Below are 16,789 nucleotides of genomic sequence, written 5' to 3'. Positions count from 1 at the left end.
ACATGCCCCTTGCCTCGATTCCCAGCCCTTCTCAAGGGGTCTGGTATCTCGGATTCGTGCCGATCCGGGCCTATGCCCTGTGCATCGTGCTCGGCGTCATCTTCGCCGTCTGGCTGAGCGAGCGCCGCTGGCGCGCCCGCGGCGGCCAGGCGGGCACGATCATCGACATCTCCGTCCCCGCGGTGATCTTCGGCCTCATCGGCGGACGCCTCTACCACGTCATCACCGACTGGCAGACCTACTTCGGCGACCGCGCGATCAAGAAGCCCTACCAGGCCCTGTTCATCTGGGAAGGCGGGCTGGGCATCTGGGGCGCGGTCGCGCTCGGCGGCGTCGGCGTCTGGCTGGCCTGCCGGAGGCGCGGCCTGTCCCTCAGCGCGGTGGCCGACACGGTGGCGCCCGGCATCATCTTCGCTCAGGCGATCGGCCGCTGGGGCAACTGGTTCAACCAGGAGCTGTACGGCGGGCCGACCACGCTGCCGTGGGGGCTGGAGATCGACCAGCTGCACGGGGGCGAGCCGGGGGTGCTCTACCACCCGACGTTCCTGTACGAGTCGATCTGGGATGTCCTGCTGGGCTTCGCCCTGCTCTGGGCGGGCAAGCGGTTCGCGCTGCACCATGGGCGGCTGTTCGCCCTCTATGTCGCCGGCTACACGCTGGGGCGGTTCTGGATCGAGGGGCTGCGGATCGACCCCGTCGGCGGGGTGGACCACGCGGTGACGCTCCTGGGACTTCGGCTGAACCAGTGGACGTCGATCGTGGTGTTCATCGGGGCGCTGGCCTACTTCTGGCTGACCCGCAACAAGGACAGCGAGGAGTTCATCCTCCCGGCCGACGTGCGGGCGGCCGCTGCGAGCGGCCCGGATCCGGCTCACGGGGTCGACCAGGCCGACTCGGCGGGCGACGCCGCTGCTGATTCAGAGGCCGCTTCAGAGGCCGCTTCAGAGGCCGGGGAAGCGGACAAGGCGCCGGATGACACCCCGGATCCTGAGGTCGTACGTGCGGATGCTCCGGACCCCGCGGCGGTCGCTGAGGACGTCGCGCCGAAGGAGGAGCCCGTACGCGAGGAGTCGGTACGCGAGGAGTCCGTACCTGAGGAGTCCGCCAGCGAGGGCGACGCCAGCGAGGGCGACGCCAGCGAGGGCGACGCGACCGCGAAGCAGGGAGAGACCCCCGAGGTCGTTCAGCAGGAGAAGAACTCCAGATGAGCGGGGGCGCGGAGCAGCACCACCAGCACCGTGACGTCACCGGCGGCTGGCTGCGGCCGTCGGTGTTCGGCGCGATGGACGGCCTGGTGTCCAACTTCGCGCTCATCGCCGGTGTCGCGGGCGGCACCGGCGACACCAAGGTCATCGCCCTGGCGGGCATCGCGGGCCTGGCGGCGGGTGCCTTCTCGATGGCCGGTGGCGAATACGTCTCGGTGGCCAGCCAGCGCGAGCTGGCCCTGGCCGAGATCGCCGTCGAGCGCCGTGAGCTCGAACGCCACCCCGAGGCCGAGCAGGAAGAGCTCGCCCAGGTATTCATCGCCAGAGGCGTGGCGCCGGACCTGGCCGCCGAGGTGGCCAGGCAGATCTCCGAGAACCCCGCCGAGGCCCTGGAGGTCCACACCCAGAGCGAGCTCGGCGTCGACCTGCACGACCTGCCCTCGCCCAAGGTGGCCGCGGGCTCGTCGTTCCTGTCCTTCAGCGTGGGCGCGCTCCTGCCGCTCCTGCCGTACCTGATCGGCGTGACGAGCCTGTGGGTGTCGGCGGTCATCTCGTGCCTGGCGCTGTTCGGGGCGGGGGCGCTGGTCTCCACGGTGACCGCGCGTTCCTGGCTGTACTCCGGGCTGCGGCAGCTGATCGTCGGCGTGGTGGCGGCCGGGCTCACATTCGGGCTGGGCAACCTGATCGGGGCGGGTGGGCTGTGATGGCCTCCAGAACGGCGACCCGCAAGCGGCGGCGCCCCGCGCGCTCCGACTGGCAGTTCCCCCTGCTCACCGACCTGGGGATGGACCCCAAGAAGCAGAAGCTCCTGGTGATCATCGTGTCGGCGGTGGGGGTGCTGGCCGCGGCGTTCGCCCTGGTCGCCTTCGTCAACTCGCTGGGCCAGTACACCCCCGAACAGCGCCGCGGCGCCGCCATCGTGCAGGCCGACGCGGCGCTGCCGGAGACCTACCACAGCTGGGCCTCGCCCAAGCTGTTCGATCCGATCGCCGACCGGGCCAAGGACCGTACGCCGCTCACCGAGAAGGAGGTCTTCGGGCAGAAGACGCTCACCGGTGAGAAGAAACTCACTCTCAAGCTGGCCGGCAGCAAGCTCGACACCGACTGCTCGGCCGCCGTCTGGGGCCCCGAACTCCTCGACCTGGTCGCCGGCGCCGAGTGCAGCCAGGCGGCCCGTGGTGTCTACACCACCCCGGACGGCCGCTACGTGGGCCAGTACACCCTGCTCAACCTGCGCGACGGCAAGGCCGCCAGTGAGCTGGTCGAATCGCTCAAGACGCTCTACCGGGGCGGCTGGACGAGCCCGGTCGGCTCCGGCAAGACCGCCTTCCCGCCGGGAGCTCACACCGAGGGAGGGGGCTACGCCTTGGGCCACTACGTCGGGCTGGTCTGGATCGGCCGGGCCGACGGCGCCGCCCCGACGCCCAAGGACGACTTCGTCTCGCTCTCGCTGACGCTCCGAGGGGCCGAGAAGTCCGTCTACCGCCGGGTCGTCTCGGTCACCGGGCCGGCGTCATGATGCGCGCCCGCGTCATGATCCCGCTGGGCATCGCCCTGGTGGCGGTGCTCGCCGTCGCGGGCTGGCTGTTGTTCCTTCGGCCCGAGGCCCGGCCGTCCGCCTTCCGGGGCGAGCCGACCTCGGCGCTCTACTCCCTCATCGACTCCCGGCAGCGCGACGCGGCTCCGCTGACCGTGGACGAGGTGTTCGCCCCCGCCACGGCGACGCTCGGCGGGTTGCGTCGCGTCTCGGCCGAGCAGCTCGCGGACTGCGACGACGCCCTTTGGGGCGTCTCGGCGGCGGGCTGCACGCAGGCGCTGCGGGCCACGTACACGGGCGACTTGGGGGCGGGGCAGTTCGTCATCTTCAACCTCACCGACGGGCGGGCGGCCGACGCGCTGGTGAAGGCGCTGGCCAAGGACGGGTTCGTCCGGCAGATGGTCCCCTTCGACGCCGTACGCAGCCGCGCGCAGGCCAGGGCGCTCGGCCATTACGTCACCGTCGCGTGGGTGGGGCCGGTGCGGCCAGGGGAAACGGGGGACCTGGTGTCGCAGCTCGTGGCCCTCGACGGGCTCGGGCACATCATCCAGAAGCGCGTGGTCGACGCGACCTGACGCGCCCATGGGCCCGGCATCGACGGGGCCGATGGCCTCATGCGCTCGCGGGCCCAGCGCACGTAGGCCCGGCGTTCACGGGCTCCAGCGTCGGTGGGGCCGGCGTCCGCGGCCGTGGTCAGGTGGTTTTGGACAAGGCCGTGACCGTGGCGGAGACCGTGGTGGGGAGGTCGGCGAGGCGGTGGAGGGGCGTCTCCAGCGGGGTGACGGCCTCGGCCCAGGGCGCCGCCTGCCGGATGAGGGCGCGGGCGTCGTTCTTGGTGAGGGTGCTGCCCTGTGAGCGGGCCACCGCGATGAGCCCCTCGCGCCAGGTGTTGGCCAGTTTGCCGTGCCCGTTGTCGAGGATCCGCCGCAGCACCCCGGCCTCGTCGCCGATCGGCTGCGGGAGTCGTACGGCGTCCAGGACGCCGCCGTCGGACGTCAGCTCGTAGACGGACCCAAGGACGTCCGGGAGAGGGGCCGGCGCGGACAGCAGGACCCGCACGTGGGCGGCTCGCGTGGCCAGCAGGAGGCGCGGGAGCGCGGCCTCCAGGCCGGCGGGCAGTGCGATCGCCACCCGCTCCACGGCGGCGGCGTAGGGCTTGGCCAGCCATGTGGACAGTTTCACCCGGGGCTGCGACAGCTCCTTCGGCCACTCACCCACCAGCAGGTCAGCGTCGGCCGCCGAGGAGCTGTCGGCCGCCGAGGAGCCGGTGGACTCGATCGACTGGGGGCCCTGGGTGTAGATGGCGGTGGTCAGGCGGTCGAGGCGGGCGGTGACGGCGGGACGGGTCTTGGTGGTGGGCCGCAGGACGTAGAGGTCGGCGGCGGAGCCGATGGCTTCCGCCCCGAAATATCTGTTGAAATCTGGGTAAATAGCGTCATATGCGAGGTTGAGGGCGGAGAGGGAGTTCTGCACCTTCAGGGCGAGCATCGGAGTACGCTCGCTCGCCCCGTACGCCAGCAGCACCCGCCCATCGTCCTTGAGCCCCTCGATCGCGCGCGCCACGAACAGCCCGACGCCCTCCGGTGTGTACGGCGGGTCGGTGACGGCCAGGTCGTGGTCACGGGCCGACGGCGGCAGCGACAGCCGCAGATCGGCCCACCGGGTCCGTACGCCGAGATCCTGGGCGTCCAGATAGGCCAGAATGCGCTCGTCCACGTCGACCACCGTGACCTCGGCCTCGGGGTGGACCAGTTTGACGGCCAGCGAGGTGAGGTCGTGGTCGCCCACGAACAGCAGCTTCGCGCCCCGCAGCCAGAACCGGGCGCCGAGCAGCAGCGCTCTGCGCAGCACGGTGTCGGGGGTGGCGGCCACGTGGTCCAGCGCGTGGCGGGAGCGCGGCGCCTCGTCGATGAGGCGGCGCAGGCGGTCGAGCACATGTGTGTAGTGGGGGAGCAGATAGGCGACCGGGTCGGCCGGGGGCGGGGCCACGGCCAGCAGGTCCTGGAAATCGGGCGAATGCGTGAGAGGCACCCGGAACCTGTCGCCGGAGTGCTCCAGCGGGACCTCGCGCAGCAGCGCCTCGATCGTCCGGCGGGCCGTTGCCGCCTCCCTGACCAGGTCGGACAGGGTCCACCACTGGCCGTCGCAGAGGAGGGTCAGGGCGTGCCTGAGCCTTCTGCCGTCGACTCCGGCCTCGTCGAGCAGGCGTTCCACCCCGTCACGGTCCATGGTCCAACCCTATCGAGGGAATTCCGGGCCTCCAGTCCGGTGTTTGGGACATAGCAGCTCGTATGTCGGGATTGTCGCCAATGTTCGCGATGTGGACCAGGCGGGAACTATTCCGGCAGGGTGTTGTAACCTCTACGCACACGCAGCAGGGCCAACGTCGTCCCCGCCTGTAGAGCAGTTCTTGACAGACGATGACGACGGGAGGGATTCAATGCCTGCTGCCCACCTCGGGTTCCCCGAGCCCCAGGGCCTCTACCACCCCGCCAACGAGCATGATGCCTGCGGAGTCGCCATGGTGGCCGACGTCGCCGGGCGCCGCGGGCACGGGATCGTGGTGAAGGCGCTGACGGCGCTGTGCAATCTCGATCACCGGGGGGCCAAGGGTAGCGAGCCTGACACAGGCGACGGAGCCGGGATCCTCACCCAGATCCCGGACACTTTCTTCCGTACGAACGTGAGTTTCGCGCTGCCCGAGCCCGGCCACTACGCCGTCGGCATGGCCTTCCTGCCGTTCGACGGTGAGGCGCGCGACATCGCCTTCCGCATGATCGAGGAGATCGCCGCCGAGGAAGGCCTGAACGTCCTGGGCTGGCGCGAGGTGCCGGTCGACCGGGCGCTGCCCGGACCGAGCGCCAGAGCCGTCATGCCGCACTTCACGCAGCTGTTCGTGGCCAGCCCCAACGGAGAGTCGGGGCTGGAGCTGGACCGGCTGGCGTTCTGCCTGCGCAAGCGGGCCGAGCACGAGGTGGATGTCTACTTCCCCTCGCTGAGCGCCCGTACGATCGTGTACAAGGGCATGCTCACCCCCGACCAGGTCGAGCCGTTCTTCCCCGACCTGTCGGACGAGCGCTACGAGAGCGCGATCGCGCTGGTGCACTCGCGCTTCTCCACCAACACCTTCCCGAGCTGGCCGCTGGCCCACCCCTACCGTTACATCGCCCACAACGGCGAGATCAACACGGTCAAGGGCAACCGCAACTGGATGCGGGCCCGCGAGGCGATGCTCGAATCCGCCCAGATCCCGGGCGACATGTCGCGACTTTTCCCGATCTGCGATCCAGATGGCAGCGACACCGCATCCTTCGACGAGGCTCTGGAGCTGCTCCACATCGGCGGTCGGAGCCTGCCCCACGCCGTCCTGATGATGATCCCCGAGGCGTGGGAGAACCACACCGAGATGGACCCCGCGCGGCGGGCCTTCTACGAGTTCCACTCCTCGATGATGGAGGCGTGGGACGGCCCCGCGTCGATCACCTTCACCGACGGCACGCTGGCCGGAGCCGTGCTCGACCGCAACGGCCTGCGCCCGGGCCGGTTCTGGGTGACCGCCGACGGGCTGGTCGTGCTGGCCTCCGAGGCGGGCGTGCTCGACTTCAAGCCCGAAGACGTGGTGCGCAAGGGCCGCCTGCAGCCCGGCCGGATGTTCCTCATCGACACCGCCCGCGGCAAGATCATCGAGGACGACGAGATCAAGGCCGAGCTCGCGGCCGCGCTGCCGTACGAGGACTGGCTGCACGCCGGACTGGTCCGCTTCGAGGAGCTGCCGGCCCGGCAGCGGGAGATCCCCACGCACGAGGCGCTCGTCAAGCGGCAGCAGACCTTCGGTTACACCGGGGAAGAGCTGCGGATCATCCTGTCGCCGATGGCCAAGAACGGTGCCGAGCCGATCGGCTCCATGGGCACCGACACGCCTGTCGCGGTGCTCAGCGAGAAGCCCAGGCTGCTGTTCGACTACTTCACCCAGCTGTTCGCGCAGGTCACGAACCCGCCGCTGGACGCCATCCGCGAGGAGCTGGTGACCTCGCTGGCCAGCGTGCTCGGACCGGAGGGCAACCTGCTCGACCCCGGGCCCTCGTCGTGCCGCCAGCTGGTCCTGCCGTACCCGGTGATCGACAACGACGAGATCGCCAAGATCATCCACATCAACGACGAGCACGACCTGCCCGGCTTCCACCCGCACGTGATCTCCGGCCTCTACGAGGTGTCGGGCGGTGGCGCGGCGCTGCTGCACCGCCTGGAGGAGATCCGCGCCGAGGCGTCGCAGGCGATCGCCAACGGCGCGCGCATCATCGTGCTGTCGGACCGCGGCTCGTCCGACACGCTGGCGCCGATCCCGGCGCTCCTGCTGACCGGGGCGGTCCACCACCACCTGATCCAGGAGAAGACCCGCACCAAGATCGGCCTCGTCGTCGAGACCGGTGAGGCGCGGGAGTGCCACCACATGGCGCTGCTCATCGGCTACGGCGCGGGCGCGGTCAACCCGTACCTGGCCATCGAGACCGTCGAGGACCTGGTCGACACCGGTGCGCTCCAGATCGACAAGCACAAGGCCGTACGGAACCTGATCAAGGCCTACGGCAAGGGCGTCATCAAGGTGATGTCGAAGATGGGCGTCTCCACCGTCGCCTCCTACACCGGCGCGCAGATCTTCGAGGCGCTCGGCCTGAGCCAGGAGGTCATCGACGCTTGCTTCACCGGCACCACCTCGCGGCTCGGCGGCGTCGGCTTCGACGTGCTGGCCGAAGAGGCCGCCCGCAGGCACGCGCACGCCTACCCGAGGGTCGCGAACGCGCACCGCGGGCTCCAGATCGGCGGCGAGTACCAGTGGCGGCGCGAGGGCGAGCCGCACCTGTTCAACCCCGAGACGGTCTTCAAGCTGCAGCATGCCACCCGCACGCGCCGCTACGAGATCTTCAAGGAGTACACCGGCATGGTGGACTCCCAGGCCGAGCGGCTCATGACGCTGCGCGGGCTGTTCAAGCTGAAGGCGGGCCGGACCCCGATCTCGATCGACGAGGTGGAGCCGGTCTCCGAGATCGTCAAGCGGTTCTCCACCGGCGCGATGTCGTACGGCTCGATCTCGATGGAGGCGCACGAGACGCTCGCCATCGCGATGAACCAGCTGGGCGGCAAGTCCAACACCGGCGAGGGCGGCGAGGACCCGGAGCGCCTGTACGACGCGACGCGGCGCAGCGCCATCAAGCAGGTGGCGTCGGGCCGGTTCGGCGTGACGAGCGAATACCTGGTCAACGCGGCGGACCTGCAGATCAAGATGGCCCAGGGCGCCAAGCCCGGTGAGGGCGGCCAGCTGCCCGGCCACAAGGTCTACCCGTGGATCGCCAAGACCCGGCACTCCACGCCCGGCGTCGGCCTCATCTCGCCGCCGCCGCACCACGACATCTACTCGATCGAGGACCTCGCCCAGCTCATCCACGACCTGAAGAACTCCAACCCCGAGTCGCGCGTGCACGTCAAGCTCGTGGCCGAGGTCGGGGTCGGCACGGTCGCGGCGGGCGTGTCCAAGGCGCACGCCGACGTGGTGCTCATCTCCGGGCACGACGGCGGCACCGGCGCCTCACCGCTCACCTCGCTCAAGCACGCGGGCGCGCCGTGGGAGCTCGGCCTGGCCGAGACGCAGCAGACGCTGCTGCTCAACGGGCTGCGCGACCGCATCGTGGTGCAGGTGGACGGCCAGCTCAAGACCGGCCGCGACGTGGTCATCGCCGCGCTGCTCGGCGCGGAGGAGTACGGCTTCGCCACCGCTCCGCTGGTCGTGTCCGGCTGCGTGATGATGCGGGTCTGCCACCTCGACACCTGCCCGGTGGGCGTGGCCACGCAGAACCCCGAGCTGCGCAAGCGCTTCACCGGCAAGCCCGAGTTCGTGGTGAACTTCTTCGAGTTCATCGCCGAGGAGATCCGCGAATACCTCGCCGAGCTGGGCTTCCGCTCGCTCGAAGAGGCGATCGGGCACGTCGAGCTGCTCGACATGACGGCCGCCCAGAACCACTGGAAGGCCAACGGCCTCGACCTGTCGCCGATCCTGCACCAGCCGGAGCTGCCCGCGGGGACCCCGCTGCGCCGCACGGTCGAGCAGGACCACGGGCTGCAGCACGCGCTCGACAACACACTGATCCAGCTGGCCGAAGGCGCCCTGAACAACGGCACCCCGGTCACGCTGGAGCTGCCGATCCGCAACGTGAACAGGACCGTCGGCACCATGCTCGGCTACCAGGTCACCAAGCGTTACGGTGGCGCCGGCCTGCCAGAGAACACGATCGACATCAGTTTCACCGGCTCGGCGGGCAACTCCTTCGGCGCGTTCCTGCCGCGCGGCATCACGCTGCGGCTGACCGGTGACGCCAACGACTACCTGGGCAAGGGCCTGTCGGGCGGGCGCATCACGCTGCGGCCGCACGAGGAGGCACCGCTCGACGGTCACATCATCTCCGGCAACGTCGCCCTCTATGGCGCCACGTCCGGGGAGGCGTTCATCCGCGGCGTCGTCGGCGAGCGCTTCTGCGTCCGCAACTCCGGCGCCACCGCGGTCGTCGAAGGCGTCGGCGACCACGGCTGCGAGTACATGACCGGCGGCAAGGCGGTCGTCCTCGGCCCGACCGGGCGCAACTTCGCGGCCGGCATGTCCGGCGGCGTCGCCTACCTGCTCGACCTCAACCTCGGGCGGGTCAACCGCGAGATGGTCGCCATCGAGGAGCTCACCGAGGAGGACGGCGAGTTCCTGCGCGAGACGGTCGAGAAGCACTTCGCGGAGACCGGCTCCCCGGTCGCCAAGGAGCTGCTGGCCGACTGGCACGCGGCGCTCGCCCGGTTCGGCAAGATCATGCCGACCGACTACAAGCGGGTCATGGAGGCGGCCGAGGCGGCCCGCATCGAAGGCAGGGACATCGACGAGGCGGTCATGGCCGCCGCGGTCAAGGGTTAAGGGAGGCGTAACCGATGGCTGACCCCAAGGGTTTTCTCACGCACGACCGGGAGCTGCCCGCGCGCCGCCCCATCGACGTCCGCATCGGCGACTGGCGGGAGGTCTACCAGGACTTCTCCCAGGACAAGCTGACCAAGCAGGCATCACGCTGCATGGACTGCGGCATCCCGTTCTGCCACAACGGCTGCCCGCTCGGCAACCTCATCCCCGAGTGGAACGACCTGGTCCACCGCACCGACTGGCGGGAGGCGATCGAGCGGCTGCACGCCACGAACAACTTCCCGGAGTTCACCGGCAGGCTCTGCCCGGCTCCGTGCGAGGCGGCGTGCGTGCTCGGCATCAACTCCGACCCGGTGGCGATCAAGCGGGTCGAGGTCGAGATCATCGACCGCGCGTTCGCCGAGGGCTGGGTGACCCCGCAGCCCTCGCCGGTGAAGACGGGCAAGAAGGTCGCGGTCGTCGGCTCGGGTCCCGCCGGGCTGGCCGCGGCCCAGCAGCTCACCCGGGCGGGCCACGATGTGGTGGTGTTCGAGCGCGCGGACCGTATCGGCGGCCTGCTGCGTTACGGCATCCCCGAGTTCAAGATGGAAAAGCGCCACATCGAGCGGCGTCTGGACCAGATGCGGGCCGAGGGCACCGAGTTCCGCACCGGCGTGAACGTCGGTGTCGACGTCACGGCGGCCCAGCTGCGCGCGGAGTTCGACGCGGTGGTGCTGGCGGGCGGTGCCACCCTGTGGCGCGACCTGCCGGTGACCGGGCGTGAGCTCGGTGGTGTCCACCAGGCGATGGAATACCTGCCCCTGTCGAACAAGGTGCAGGAGGGCGACCTCAGTGAGCCCCCCATCTCGGCCAAGGACAAGCACGTCGTGGTCATCGGCGGCGGCGACACCGGGGCCGACTGCATCGGCACGGCGATCAGGCAGGGGGCCAAGTCGGTCACCCAGCTGGAGATCATGCCGCAGCCACCCGCCACCCGGCCCGGCAGCCAGCCGTGGCCGACGTTCCCCATCCTGTTCAAGATGGAGAGCGCGCACGAGGAGCTCGCGGAGGGCGGGGGCGAGCGGGTGTACGCGGTCTCGACGACGGAGTTCGTCGGCGACGACGCCGGAAACATCCGCGCGTTGCGGCTGGTCGAGGTCGAGGGCCCGCAGCATGGCTTCAAGGCGATCCCCGGCACGGAGCGGGAGATCCCGGCCGAGCTGGTCACGCTCTCGATGGGCTTCCTCGGCCCGGAGAAGGGCGCCCTGCTTCAGGACCTCGCTGATGTCGGTGGAGACGGGTTCTACGACGCGCGTGGGAACGTCTCCCGCGACAAGTCGTACATGTCCAAGGTCGACGGGGTCTTCGTGGCGGGCGACATGGGTCGCGGGCAGTCGCTCATCGTCTGGGCGATCGCCGAGGGCCGCGCGGCCGCCTCGGGCGTGGACCGGTTCCTGTCCGGCGACACCTCGCTGCCGTACCCGATCCTGCCCACCGCACGTCCGCTGGTCTGACGGTCTGCGACGTGTTCGCTGGTCTGACGTCCGTGATGTGTTCGCTGGCTTGGCGCCTGCGACGTGTCCGCTCGTCTGAGGCCAGCGACGCGTCTGCTCGTCAGACGCGCTGACCGTCTGTGTGTCTGACGGTTCACTCGTCTGACGGTCTTGCTGTTTCGAAACGCCCGCCCGGTCCCCCGGGCGGGCGTTTTGTTTTTTCTTTACGGCCGGCAGTGGCCGGCCCCACCCTCTGTACGGGGCTGGGCTCTGTCCAGGGGCACGCTCCTCCGGTTCCCCGGCTGGCCGCCGTGACGTGCGTACTCTTGGCCAGGGCTGCCCTTTCGCCTGACCAGGGCCGGCAATCTGATCCCGTTTTGCCCTCTAGAGTCCGAAATTTTACGACAAAGTTGCATCGAGAGACTGGGGTCGGGAAGATGCAGTTTCTGGTGTGACGCCGTGGATGGGGGAAGTATGAGGCGATTCGCCGCCGGCCTGATGGCCTTGGCTGTGGCCGGTTCGCTGGCGGCCTGCGCGACCCCTGCGGCGCCCAAAGCGGGGCCGGACCAGGAGTACCTCGTCTTCTATGCCGACGGCCGGGCAGGAGCGGCGCTCTCCGCCGTCGAGCGCGCCGGTGGCCGCCTCGTCAGCACCGACACCAAGCTCGGCTACGTCGTGGCCAAGGGCGGCGGTGACGCGTTCGTCGACACCCTCGGCGCGGACCAGGCCGTCGTCGGCGTCACGACCGACCGCGAAATCGGCTTCGCGGCCGGGCTCACACCTCTCGCCCAAGGCACGACGGCCGCGCTGGAGGCGCGGGCATTCCCTGACGCGTCGGCCCTCACGACCAGGGCGGGCGAGCCCCTCGCCCCCCGTCAGTGGGACATGAGGATGATCGGCGCCGACCGCGCCAACAAGAAGGTGCCCGGCAGCAAGAAGGTGCTCGTCGGCGTCATCGACACCGGCATCGACGGCAAGCACCCCGACATCGCCCCGAACTTCAACCGCGCCCTCAGCCGCAATTTCGTCACCGACAAGCCGAACGACGAGAACGGCGACACGCTCGACGGCCCCTGTGAGGTGTCGAGCTGCAAGGACCCGGTCGACCAGGACGACGAGGGCCACGGCACCCACGTGGCCAGCACGATCGGCTCGCCGCTGAACCACATCGGCATCGCGGGCGTGGCGCCGGGCGTGCAGCTCGTCAACATCAGGGCGGGGCAGGACTCCGGGTTCTTCTTCCTCAAGCCCAGCCTCGACGCGCTCACCTACGCCGCCGACATCGGCGTGGACGTGGTGAACATGAGCTACTACGTCGACCCGTGGCTGTTCAACTGTGCCCACAACAAGGCCGACAGCAAGAAGCAGCAGCTGCAGCAGCGCGCGATCATCACCGGTATGCAGCGGGCGCTCGACTACGCGCGCAAGAAGGGCGTCACGCTCATCTCCGCGCTCGGCAACGGCTCCAGCGACCTCGGCAAGCCCAAGGTCGACACGTCCAGTCCCGGCTACCCGCGCGGCAGCGAGAAGACCCGCAAGGTCGACAACTCCTGCATCAACGTGCCCGCCGAATCCAAGGGCGTCATCTCGGTCGCCTCGGTGGGCCCCTCCGGCCGCAAGGCCGGCTACAGCGACTACGGGATCGAGCAGGCCGACCTGGCCGCGCCCGGCGGCGACGTGACGGAGGGCAAGGGCGCCTCGACCACCAGGTCGATCCTGGCGGCCGCCCCCGAGGCTGTGCTCCGTCGTACCGGCCTGCTGGACAAGTCGGGCAAGCCGAAGACCTCCGCGGTCGTCCGTGACTGCAGCAGCAGCCCTTGCTCCTACTACCAGTATCTGGACGGCACCTCGATGGCGGCCCCGCACGCGACCGGCGTCGCCGCGATCCTGATCAGCCGCTTCGGCAAGCCCGGCAAGGGCGGGGTGGCGCTGTCTCCCGCCACCGTCGAGGAGCTCCTGTACAAGACCGCCGATCGCAAGGCGTGCCCGTCGCCCCGGACGTACAGCTACGAGAGCGACAAGCAGACCTGCGAGGGCGGCAGGTCCAAGAACGGCTTCTACGGCCGCGGCATCGTCGACGCCTGGAAGGCCGCGACCATCGCACGATGATCTCCCGGAAGGCCCCGAGTCGTCAGGCCATGACGCCCTGGAAGGCCGCGACCATCACGCCCTGGAAGGCCGCGACCATCACGCATGAGCGGCGGCGCCAGACCATGATGTCCTGGAATGGCGCTACCGTCAGAGCATGATGTATCGCCTCATCGCGGACACCGCGATGGTGATGCACTTCGCCTTCCTGGCCTACATGGCCGTGGGCGGGTATGTCGCATGGCGCTGGCGGCGCACGATCTGGGTCCATCTCGCGGTCACGACCTGGGGCCTGATCTCGCTGGCCACCGGCGTCGAATGCCCGCTCACGGTGGTGGAGGATTGGGGGCGCCGCAACGCCGGACTCCAGGGCCTCCCGCCCACCGGCTTCATCGACCACTACATCGAAGGCGTGATCTACCCCGAGGAATACGCGAACTTGGCCCGTCTGGGGGTCGCCATTCTCGTGTTGTTCTCCTACGCCGGGTACGTTCTGCGTCGTCAATGACAGCCAAGTGGTCTGTACCAATTAAGGTAGGACTCGTGACTCGTCGCGCGAAAATAGTCTGCACTCTAGGTCCCGCCACGTCCTCTCCTGAACGCCTGCGCGAGCTGATCGCCGCCGGCATGGACGTGGCCAGGTTCAACCTCAGCCATGGTGACCATGACATGCACCGTGAGGTATACGACCGGGTCAGAGAGGTGGCGGCCGACCTCGGCCGCGGTGTAGGCGTGCTCGCCGACCTGCAGGGCCCCAAGATCCGCGTCGGCAGGTTCGAGGAAGGCCCGGTCCGGCTCGGCTTCGGCGACGTCTTCACGATCACCACCGAGGACGTGCCGGGCGACCGGGAGCAGGTCTCCACCACCTACAAGGGCCTGCCGGGCGACGTACGCCCCGGTGACACCATCCTGGTCGACGACGGCCGCCTCGTCCTGGAGGCGACCAGCGTCGAGGGCGACCGCGTCATCACGCGCGTCGTCATCGGCGGCATGATCTCCGACAACAAGGGCCTCAACCTGCCGGGCATCAACGTCAGCGCGCCCGCGCTCACCGACAAGGACGAGGCCGACCTGCGCTGGGCGCTGCGCACCGGCTTCGACATGATCGCCCTGTCCTTCGTCCGCCGCCCGTCCGACGCCGACGTGGTGCGCAACATCATGGAGCAGGAGGCCGTCCGCCTCCCGCTGCTCGCCAAGATCGAGAAGCCGCAGGCGGTCGACCGCCTGCCCGAGATCGTCGAGGCGTTCGACGGCATCATGGTCGCCCGTGGTGACCTCGGCGTCGAGCTGCCCCTGGAGCAGGTGCCGATCGTTCAGCGGCGCATCATCGAGCTCTGCCGCGAGAAGGCCCGCCCGGTCATCGTCGCCACCCAGATGCTCGACTCGATGATGAGCGCGCCCCGCCCCACCCGCGCCGAGGCGTCCGACGTCGCCTACGCGGTCATGGACGGCGCCGACGCGGTCATGCTCTCGGGCGAGACCTCGGTGGGCAACTATCCCATCGAGTCGGTCTCCACCATGGACCGCATCGCGCGCGCCGCGGAGGAGCACTCGCTGCACGCCACCCACTCCCTGGAGCGCCTGCCGGAGACGACGGGCGGCGCCATCGCCCGCGCCGCCGCCGAGGTCGGCGCGATCGTCGGCGCGAAGGCGCTGATCGCGTTCACCATGTCGGGCGAGACGGCCCGCCGCCTGGCCCGCTACCGCTCGCCGATCCCGCTGCTGGCCTTCACCTCGGCCCCGCACGTGCGGGGGCAGCTGTCGCTGACGTGGGGCGTGGAGACGTTCCACGTGCCGTTCGTCCACCACACGGACGACATGGTGCGCCAGGTGGAGGCGTCACTGCTGACGCTGGGCCGCCTGGAGAAGGGCGACAAGGTGGTCATCGTGGCCGGCTCGCCTCCCGGCACCCCGGGCTCCACCAACGCCCTCCGCGTCCACACCATCGGCTCCGCGGTCTCCCACAGCTAATTTCCGGCAAAACCTTCTTTAGGATTTTTTTACGGCAAGCACGGGAGGACCCACCCTGGACGGCCCGCTGACGGCCCTCCAGGGGAACGCTCCTCCGCTTCCCCGGCTCGCCGCCGTGACGTGCGCGTTCTTGACCGTCTCCGTGGGCAGTGCGGCGCAGGTGGGTGGTGGGTCACGGTTGGTGGGCGGAGCGCAGCCAAGGGTGTGTGCCCGCCACGGTGGGCATGTCCGCCACGCTGCCAAGGGCGGGCGTGCCCGCGATAATGCCCAGGTCTGTGGCCCTGCGCACCATGACGGCCAGGTCTGTTGGCGTCTTCGTTATGGCGCCTAGGTCTGCCTGCCGGAGGGCCTGGACGGGATCTCCTGGCTGTGTGGTGGACAGGACCGCGGCCTCGGTCCGGCCACACGGAAGCCACGGCCCACCATGCGCACGTCACGGCGCTCAGCCGGCTCCACCCCAGGAGCGTGTCCCTGGACGGGCGCCGGCCCCGTGTGGCGGGTGGCGCCCACCGGGCCGGCCGTAACAGATCTTGGGCTTGTGGATCTCGGAGGGTCAGTTGGCGTGGAGCGAGGCGTTGAGCTCGACAGGGCCGCCCGCGCGGGGGGCGGCTTCCACGGCGCCGGTTTGGGAGTTGCGGCGGAACAGGAGGCCGTTCGTACCGGACAGTGACTTGGCCTTGACGACGCGGCCGTCCGGGAGGGCGACCTTGGTGCCGGCCGTCACGTAGAGGCCCGCCTCCACCACGCAGTCGTCGCCCAGCGAGATGCCGATGCCGGCGTTCGCGCCCAGCAGGCAGCGTTCGCCGATGGAGATGACCTCCTTGCCGCCGCCCGAGAGCGTACCCATGATCGAGGAGCCGCCGCCCACATCGGAGCCGTCGCCGACGATCACGCCCGCCGAGACGCGGCCCTCGACCATCGAGGCGCCCAGCGTGCCCGCGTTGAAGTTCACGAAGCCCTCGTGCATCACCGTGGTGCCGGTGGCCAGGTGCGCGCCGAGGCGTACCCGGTCGGCGTCGGCGATCCGGACACCCGCCGGCAGCACGTAGTCGACCATCCGCGGGAACTTGTCCACCCCATACACCGACACCGCCCCCCGGGCCCGCAACCGCAGCCGGGTCTGCTCGAACCCCTCCACCGGACACGGCCCGAAGTTGGTCCACACGACGTTCGCCAGCAAGGAGAACAGGTTGTCGAGACTCAGTCCATGCGGCTGGACCAGGCGGCTGGAGAGCAGGTGCAGCCTGAGGTAGGCGTCGTGGGTGTCCGCCGGCGGCTCGGAGAGCTTGGCGATGCCGGTGCGCACGGCCACCACCTCGACGCCCCTGGCCGGGTCGGGACCCACCAGCGAGGCCAGCTCGCCGGCCTCCTCGGCGGAGAGCCGCTCGGTGCCCGTAACGGGCGGGTCGCCCAGCTGCGGAGCGGGGAACCAGGTGTCAAGTACGGTGCCGTCGGCGGCGATGGTCGCGAGCCCGATGGCGTAAGCGCCGGTCACGGTGGGATCGATAGCTGTCACTGGCACAAACTATCGTCTTCCGCTCCGACCCCAGAGCTGGGAGTCGTCCGT

At 69.8% G+C, this 16,789-nt stretch carries 11 protein-coding genes; 9 read left to right on the top strand and 2 right to left on the bottom strand.

Translation table 11 applies throughout. The features are described 5' to 3' along the window. Positions 1–2 precede the first annotated feature (2 nt). The 4 genes from lgt to ACIBO2_RS06830 are packed head-to-tail and all read left to right on the top strand — an operon-like array spanning position 3 to position 3,317. Positions 3–1,208, top strand: coding sequence for a prolipoprotein diacylglyceryl transferase (gene lgt / locus ACIBO2_RS06845; RefSeq protein WP_397295769.1), 1,206 nt, complete (start codon positions 3–5; stop codon positions 1,206–1,208). Then, complete coding sequence (locus ACIBO2_RS06840) at positions 1,205–1,909, top strand: VIT1/CCC1 transporter family protein (protein ID WP_358538111.1); 705 nt, start codon at positions 1,205–1,207, stop codon at positions 1,907–1,909. The genes lgt and ACIBO2_RS06840 overlap by 4 nt, the downstream gene beginning before the upstream one ends. Then, positions 1,909–2,724, top strand: coding sequence for a hypothetical protein (locus tag ACIBO2_RS06835; RefSeq protein ID WP_358538109.1), 816 nt, complete (start codon positions 1,909–1,911; stop codon positions 2,722–2,724). Before ACIBO2_RS06840 ends, ACIBO2_RS06835 begins: the two co-directional genes overlap by 1 nt. Further along, positions 2,721–3,317, top strand: coding sequence for a hypothetical protein (locus tag ACIBO2_RS06830; protein WP_358538107.1), 597 nt, complete (start codon positions 2,721–2,723; stop codon positions 3,315–3,317). Before ACIBO2_RS06835 ends, ACIBO2_RS06830 begins: the two co-directional genes overlap by 4 nt. Positions 3,318–3,435: 118 nt before the next feature. Here ACIBO2_RS06830 and ACIBO2_RS06825 read toward each other — a convergent pair whose 3' ends face one another. Further along, positions 3,436–4,971, bottom strand: a complete 1,536-nt coding sequence (locus ACIBO2_RS06825) for a bis-aminopropyl spermidine synthase family protein (protein WP_358538105.1) — start codon at positions 4,969–4,971, stop codon at positions 3,436–3,438. Positions 4,972–5,182: 211 nt separating this feature from the next. On the opposite strand from ACIBO2_RS06825, the gene gltB reads away from it, so the two are divergent. The 5 genes from gltB (at position 5,183) to pyk (ending at position 15,222) form a co-directional block, all read left to right on the top strand. Next, positions 5,183–9,691, top strand: coding sequence for a glutamate synthase large subunit (gene gltB, locus ACIBO2_RS06820; RefSeq protein ID WP_397295766.1), 4,509 nt, complete (start codon positions 5,183–5,185; stop codon positions 9,689–9,691). A 14-nt stretch (positions 9,692–9,705) separates the two neighbouring features. Next, the gene (locus tag ACIBO2_RS06815; protein ID WP_358538100.1) at positions 9,706–11,184 is read left to right on the top strand and encodes a glutamate synthase subunit beta; all 1,479 of its coding nucleotides are present in this window, start codon (positions 9,706–9,708) and stop codon (positions 11,182–11,184) included. A gap of 453 nt (positions 11,185–11,637) precedes the next feature. After that, positions 11,638–13,272 carry a S8 family serine peptidase gene (locus ACIBO2_RS06810; protein ID WP_358538097.1) on the top strand — a complete coding sequence of 545 codons (1,635 nt, stop codon included), beginning with the start codon at positions 11,638–11,640 and terminating at the stop codon, positions 13,270–13,272. A 136-nt stretch (positions 13,273–13,408) separates the two neighbouring features. Continuing rightward, positions 13,409–13,759: a DUF2784 domain-containing protein gene (locus tag ACIBO2_RS06805; RefSeq protein WP_358538094.1), complete on the top strand. Its 351-nt coding sequence runs from the start codon at positions 13,409–13,411 to the stop codon at positions 13,757–13,759. Positions 13,760–13,794: 35 nt separating this feature from the next. Continuing rightward, positions 13,795–15,222 carry a pyruvate kinase gene (gene pyk / locus ACIBO2_RS06800; protein WP_225291721.1) on the top strand — a complete coding sequence of 476 codons (1,428 nt, stop codon included), beginning with the start codon at positions 13,795–13,797 and terminating at the stop codon, positions 15,220–15,222. Positions 15,223–15,775: 553 nt separating this feature from the next. Here pyk and dapD read toward each other — a convergent pair. Beyond that, on the bottom strand, positions 15,776–16,738 hold the full coding sequence (gene dapD / locus ACIBO2_RS06795) for a 2,3,4,5-tetrahydropyridine-2,6-dicarboxylate N-succinyltransferase (protein WP_358438795.1): 963 nt from the start codon (positions 16,736–16,738) through the stop codon (positions 15,776–15,778). Positions 16,739–16,789 lie beyond the last annotated feature (51 nt).

Origin of the sequence: Nonomuraea sp. NPDC050022 (genome assembly GCF_044460705.1) — a bacterium.
Lineage (GTDB): Bacteria > Actinomycetota > Actinomycetes > Streptosporangiales > Streptosporangiaceae > Nonomuraea.
This window is presented reverse-complemented; position numbering and strand designations above follow the sequence as displayed.